The 5,700-nt window shown below is 69.1% G+C and carries 7 protein-coding genes; all 7 read right to left on the bottom strand.

The window, feature by feature from the left end; translation table 11 throughout:
* Positions 1-66 precede the first annotated feature (66 nt).
* A complete protein-coding gene (fhmpcd1, locus tag ABDW35_RS30930) occupies positions 67-1,008 on the bottom strand; it encodes a 5-formyl-3-hydroxy-2-methylpyridine 4-carboxylate 5-dehydrogenase (protein ID WP_343717687.1) in 942 nt (313 codons plus the stop codon).
* Between the two features lie 16 nt (positions 1,009-1,024).
* Entirely contained in the window at positions 1,025-2,023 is a 999-nt protein-coding gene (locus ABDW35_RS30925) for an ABC transporter substrate-binding protein (RefSeq protein ID WP_343717686.1), read from the bottom strand.
* A gap of 34 nt (positions 2,024-2,057) precedes the next feature.
* Complete coding sequence (locus ABDW35_RS30920) at positions 2,058-2,861, bottom strand: ABC transporter permease (RefSeq protein WP_343717685.1); 804 nt, start codon at positions 2,859-2,861, stop codon at positions 2,058-2,060.
* Complete coding sequence (locus ABDW35_RS30915) at positions 2,858-3,694, bottom strand: ABC transporter ATP-binding protein (protein ID WP_343717684.1); 837 nt, start codon at positions 3,692-3,694, stop codon at positions 2,858-2,860. The genes ABDW35_RS30920 and ABDW35_RS30915 overlap by 4 nt, the downstream gene beginning before the upstream one ends.
* 54 nt (positions 3,695-3,748) lie before the next feature.
* On the bottom strand, positions 3,749-4,351 hold the full coding sequence (locus ABDW35_RS30910; protein WP_343717683.1) for a glutathione S-transferase family protein: 603 nt from the start codon (positions 4,349-4,351) through the stop codon (positions 3,749-3,751).
* A 28-nt stretch (positions 4,352-4,379) separates the two neighbouring features.
* Positions 4,380-4,778: a RidA family protein gene (locus tag ABDW35_RS30905; RefSeq protein ID WP_343717682.1), complete on the bottom strand. Its 399-nt coding sequence runs from the start codon at positions 4,776-4,778 to the stop codon at positions 4,380-4,382.
* Positions 4,779-4,790: 12 nt separating this feature from the next.
* On the bottom strand, positions 4,791-5,700 hold a 910-nt coding region (locus ABDW35_RS30900), incomplete at its 5' end, for a hypothetical protein (protein ID WP_343717681.1).

The raw sequence follows: 5,700 nt of genomic DNA, 5'->3' as shown, positions 1-5,700 counted from the left end.
TCGCCGCAGGGGCGGCGATCGCGGTGGGCTGCGCGCCGGAAGGCGACCGGCTGGTCTGCCGCTGAGTCATCCGTCCCGTCCCTCCAGGATCCGCCGCACCGCGACCAGGCGCCGGGCGCGCTCGGCCTGCAGCTCGCGGATCTGCTCCGGCGTGTAGGGGAAGATACCTTCACCGCTCTTGATCCCCAGCTTGCCGGCCTTGGTCCGCTCGGTGACATAGCCTGCCACATCCTTGCGCTCCGACAGGTCGGCATTCAGGAAGCTGGCGACGGACTGGTAGATGTCCAGCCCCGCCATGTCGAGCAGCCGCATCGGGCCGACCACGGCGAGCTTGTAGCCGATGCCCCAGGACACGCAGGTGTCCATGCCCTCCTCATCGATCACGCCCTGGTCCACCAGGTCGATCGCCTCGCGCAGCAGGGCGTAGAGGATGCGGTTCTCGACGAAGCCTGGCACGTCCTTCTTCACCACCACCGGCAGCAACTTGAGCGACCGGACCAGGTCGCTGATGAAGGCCACGGTCGCCGGCGCGGTGTGCTTGCCGGCGATCACCTCGATCATCGGGATGATGTGCGGCGGGTTCGACCAATGCATGCCGACCAGCCGCTCCGGATGCGACAGGAAGCCCTGCAGCGTCGTGATCGGGATGCCGGAGGTGTCGGAGGCGACGATGGTCTCCGCCGGCAGCAGCGGGTCCAGCGCGCGGTAGACCGCGGCCTTGACCTCGACCTTCTCCGGCACGTTCTCGATCACCAGCCCGACCCCGGTGACCGCCCCGGCCAGGTCCTCGTGGAAGCTGACCTCGCCCTCGCCGGACTCCGGCGGGACGATGCCCAGCCGGTCCAGCACCGATCCTGCCTGCGGGATCGCGGTACGGGCGCGCTCGATCGCGACCGGCGCGGTGTCGTGCACCCGGACAGCCATGCCGCCGCGGGCGAGCGTCGCCGCGATCCCCGGCCCCATGGTGCCGAGGCCGATCACGGCGACCTGAAGGCGTGAATCCGGCATCGTGGTCCTCTCGCGCTCAGGGCTTCAGATAGGCGTCGGTGAAGGCGGCGTCGGCCGCGACCGTGCCCTTCAGCGCCCCCTGGTTGGTCAGCACCTTGATCGTGTTGGCCCACTTCTCCTTCGTCATCCAGCCGAGGCCGTTGGCCTTGGTGTCGGCATCGGTGAAGGTGTGGTCGATGTCGGCCTGCAACTGCGCCGCCAGCACGTCTTCCTTGCCGGCATAGCCCGGCGCCGCCTTGGCGGTGATCGCCGCCGCCTCCTTCGGGTGCTCGGCGGTGAACTGGAAGGCCTTGAGATAGGCGGCGACGAAGCGCTTCGCCACATCCGGCTTGTCCTTGATCATCGCCTCGGAGGTGAACAGGCCGGAGCCGTAGACGTCGTAGCCGTAATCGGCGCCGAGGATGATGCTGAGCGAGCCCGGGCCCCCGGCCTTGGCCTCCAGCTCCGGCACCTCGGCGTCGATATAGCCCGGCACCGCGTCGACCCGGCCGAGCAGCAGGTAGCTCTCATAGGGCGGCGACACGCTGCTCATCTTCATGTCGGCCTCGGTCAGGCCGTTCGCGGCCAGGAACGCCTTGTAGAAAATGTAGGTCGATCCGGCCGGATGGATGCCGATGTTGAGGCCTTTGATGTCGGCCGGCGTCTTCAGCTGGTGGCTCTTGGCCAGGGCGATCATGCCGAGCGGCGAGCGCTGGTTGACCGCGGCCAGCGCCACCACCGGCACATTCTGCGACCGGGCCACGGCCAGGGTCGGCAGATCGCCGAAGCCGAAATCGGCATTGCCGTTCGCCACCAGCCGCATGGCGTCGGGCGACCCGGTGCCCTTGCGGATCTCGGTGACCTCGATCCCGTTCTCGGCGAAATAGCCCTTGTCCTTCGCCACGAAGAACATGGCGTGGTTGCCGCGCACCACCCAGTCGAGCTGCACGCTCACCTGGTCGGCGGCCAGGGCCGGGCCCGCCAGGACCGCCGCCGCCAGCCCCACCAGGGCTCCACAGACCGATCTCCTCAGCATCTTCAGCCTCCCGCGGCCTTTTGAGTTGCTCGGATCAGGCGGACCGCAGCGCCGGATCGAATTTCGGCGCCCAGGGCACCACCAGCCGTTCCAGCCACTCCATCGCGTAGTAGAAGACGACCCCGACCACCGAGACGACCAGCAGCGCCGCGAACACCATCGGCGTGTCCAGCTGGGTCGAGGCGAACTGGATCAGGTAGCCCAGCCCCGCCGAGGCGCCGGCGAACTCGCCGACGATGGCGCCGATGACGCTGAAGGTGACGGCGATCTTCAGCCCGGCCATCAGCTGCGGCAGGGCATAGGGGATCTGGATGCGCAGCAGGATCGTGGTCCGGCTGGCGCCGACCGACCGCATCAGGGACAGGAGGCCGGGTTCCGCCGCCTCGAGGCCGGCCAGCATCGACAGGGTCACCGGGAAGAAGGCGATCACCAGGATCAGCCCCACCTTCGGCGCCAGGTCGTAGCCGAACCACAGGATGAAGATCGGGGCCAGCGCCACCTTCGGCACGGTCTGGAACAGCACGATCAGCGGGTACAGCGCCCGGCCCAGCAGGCGGAAGCGGGCAATCACCATGGCCAGGGCGATGCCGACCACGGCGGCGACCATGAAGCCGACCAGGATCTCGACTGCGGTCACCTGCGTCGCTTCCCACAGCGGCCCGGCCTCGCGCAGCAGCGTCGCGCCGATCGCCGAGGGTGTGGGCAGGATGAAGCTGGAGACGTCGAAGATCCGGATTGCGGCCTCCCACACCACCAGCGTGGCCAGCAGCAGCAGGACGGCCGGCAGCCAGCCCGATGTCGCCGCGGCCCGGCGGGCGAGGATGGTGGCGTCGCTCATGGCCGCCCCCGCGTCGCGTGGCTCTGCACCAGCAGCGACCGCAGCCGGCTCTCCATCGCCCGGAAGCGCGGGTCGGCGTAGCTCTCTTCGCCGCGGGGATAGGGCAGGGGGATCTCGAGGCTGTCGATGATCCGGCCCGGCCCGACGCCCATGACATGGACATGCCGCGACAGCAGCACCGCCTCGTCGATCGAATGGGTCACCAGCACGATGGTCTTGCCGGTGCGCTCCCAGATCTCCAGCAGCGACCGGCTCATCTCCTCCCGGGTGATCGCGTCGAGAGCCCCGAAGGGTTCGTCCATCAGCAGGATGTCGGGCTCCAGCGTCAGCGCCCGGGCGATGGCGACGCGCTGGCGCATCCCGCCGGACAGCTGGTTCGGCCGCTTGGCCACCGCGTCCTCCAGCCCGACCAGCTTCAGCATCGCCCGCGCCCGCTCCTGCACCTCGGCGCGGGGCAGCGACCTGTCCGCCACCTCGCGCAGCAGCGCCGCGTTGTCGAGCGCGTTCTTCCAGGGCAGCAGGTTCGGCTCCTGGAACACCAGGCCGATGATTCGCCGCCGCACCGCCTCCTCCGGCGCCAGCCCGGCGACGCGGACCCGGCCCTCGGTCGGCGGCACCAGCCCGGCCAGCACCTTCAGCAGCGTGCTCTTGCCGCAGCCGGACGGGCCGATCAGGCAGACGAACGACCCCCGCGGCACGTCCAGGCTGACGTCGCGCAGCACCTGCTGCCGCACGCCGAGGATGTCGAAGGTCACCGACACGCCCTCGACCGCGATCTGCGCGATGTCGGGCGACGGCGTCGCCGGGGGCTCCTTCAGTCTCGCCACGGGCATGATCCAGCTCTTCCCATCCCATCCGGCCCCGTCCGAGGCCCGGTCGTCAGCAGCTCACCCTGCGGTCGCCTTGCGGAAGGCCGGCCGGGCCTCCAGCGCCGCCAGCCAGCGGTCGAGGTTGGCGAAGTCCGGCCGGTCGATCGGGAAGCCCAGGCAGCGCTTCAGGATCGGCCCCAGCGCGATGTCGGCGACGGTCAGCCGGCCCAGCGCGAACCAGTCCCGCCCGGCCAGGTGCCGGTCCGCGATCGCCAGCAGCTCCGCCAGCTCCTTGGCCTGGGCCGCAAATTCGGCGCCCCGCTCCTCCGGCGGCTTCTTCGCATCCTTGAAGATCGCGACGTAGAGGCTGTTCACGCTGGCCAGCAGCCAGTCCATCCAGCGCTCGACATCGGTTTTCTCGGCCGGAGTCGCACCGGTCAGGGCCGGGCCGTGCAGCGCCGCCAGGTAACGCAGGATGGTGTGCGACTCCCAGATCACCATGTCGCCGTCGACCAGGGTCGGCACCTTGGCGTTCGGGTTCAGCGCCCGGTATTCGTCGGTCTGGGTGTTGCCGAACTGGCGGCCGTAATCCTCGCGCTCATAGGCGACGCCCAGCTCCTCCAGCAGGAACAGCACCTTCTGAACATTGCCGGAGGTGTGCCGGCCCAGCAGTCTGATCATTCTTGCCTCCCGAACTCCGCCCGCCGCCTCAGCCCTTCAGCGGGCGATAGGCGATGGCATCCATCTCGATCTTGGTGTTGATCACGGCGCGCGCCTCGACCGTGGTCCGCGCCAGCATCGCGTCTTTGAAGTATTCGGCGAAGACCTTGTTGTAGCGGCCGAAGTCGCGGGTATCCTCGAGATAGGTCGTGACCCGGACGACATCGGCCAGCGTCGCGCCGTCCTCGGCCAGCACCCGCTGGATCGCCTCGATCGTCGCCCGCGTCTCCTCCTCGATCGTGCCGTGCACCATGTTGCCCTCGGCATCCTTGCCGACCTGGCCGGAGACGAAGATGAAGTCGCCGGCCCGCACCGCGGGATGGAACGGCAGGTTCGGGTTCTTGCGGCCGATGGCATAGTGCTGTGCGGCGTCTGCGGTGTCGGGCATGGTGATTTCCCCTCAGAAGACGCTGGTTTCGATGATGTCGACGCCGTTGATCCGGTCGATCAGGTAGATCAGGCCGCGATCGTCGATGGTGACGTCGTTCGACGACGCCCGGTCCTCGCCGGCCGGCGGGTCGGGCAGGAAATGGCCGACCTCGCGCGGGGCGAAGGGGTCGGCGATGTCCACCAGCCGCAGCCCCTGCGCGAACCAGGCGAAGGGAATGATCGTGCCGGTGAACCGCTCCGACGGCTGGTGGCAGCCGGTCATCGGCGGCTGCGGCGCCCCATCCGGGTCCAGCCCCGGCACCTGGAAGGTCGCGATCGGCAGCGGCAGCCGCTCCTCGGTGATGTCGTAGATCCAGGTGAAGGCGGGCGGTGACGGTCGCAGCTTGGCCACGTCCTCGTCGGCCACGACCATGATCTTGCGGCCCTTCAGCGGCTGCGGGATCGGCAGGCAGGTGTGGGTCGGGTGGGGGAAGGACGGGCTGGTGTTCAGCTGCGAGATCACCTTCGGCCGCGCCATGTCGGCGATGTCCAGGATGAACAGCCCGTGGTGCCAGTAGCTGACATACAGCCGGTCGCCGGCCCGGATCGGGTGGTGGCAGCGCGGCGACACCCATTCGGCCCAGGGATATTCCTCGCCGCCGCCGGTCCATTGGCCGGGGATCCACCAGCGCCCGACCTCGACCGGCCGGGCCGGGTCGATCAGGTCGAGGATCATGACGATGTTGCCGACATAGCCCTCCGCGGTCGGCGAGATATAGGCGTAGCGCCCGTCGAAATCGTAGCGGTGAACGCCCCGGCCGGCGGTCAGCCATTTCGAGATCAGCTTCGGCGCGCTGGGGCGGGAGACGTCGTAGATGGCGATGCCGCCGCCGAACTCCTTCGGGCCGTTCTGGCCCAGCTTCTCGTGGTTGACGATCATG

It is taken from the genome of Inquilinus sp., assembly GCF_039594555.1.
In the GTDB taxonomy this organism is placed as follows: domain Bacteria; phylum Pseudomonadota; class Alphaproteobacteria; order DSM-16000; family Inquilinaceae; genus Inquilinus.
Note: the sequence above shows the minus strand (reverse complement) of the source record. Positions and strands in the feature narration are given on the sequence as shown.

Excerpts from the sequence above, each read along its gene's own strand:
- fhmpcd1 (WP_343717687.1), bottom strand. The coding sequence starts at position 1,008 with ATGCCGGATTCACGCCTTCAGGTCGCCGTGATCGGCCTCGGCACCATG.
- ABDW35_RS30925 (WP_343717686.1), bottom strand. The coding sequence starts at position 2,023 with ATGCTGAGGAGATCGGTCTGTGGAGCCCTGGTGGGGCTGGCGGCGGCG.
- ABDW35_RS30920 (WP_343717685.1), bottom strand. The coding sequence starts at position 2,861 with ATGAGCGACGCCACCATCCTCGCCCGCCGGGCCGCGGCGACATCGGGC.
- ABDW35_RS30915 (WP_343717684.1), bottom strand. The coding sequence starts at position 3,694 with ATGCCCGTGGCGAGACTGAAGGAGCCCCCGGCGACGCCGTCGCCCGAC.
- ABDW35_RS30910 (WP_343717683.1), bottom strand. The coding sequence starts at position 4,351 with ATGATCAGACTGCTGGGCCGGCACACCTCCGGCAATGTTCAGAAGGTG.
- ABDW35_RS30905 (WP_343717682.1), bottom strand. The coding sequence starts at position 4,778 with ATGCCCGACACCGCAGACGCCGCACAGCACTATGCCATCGGCCGCAAG.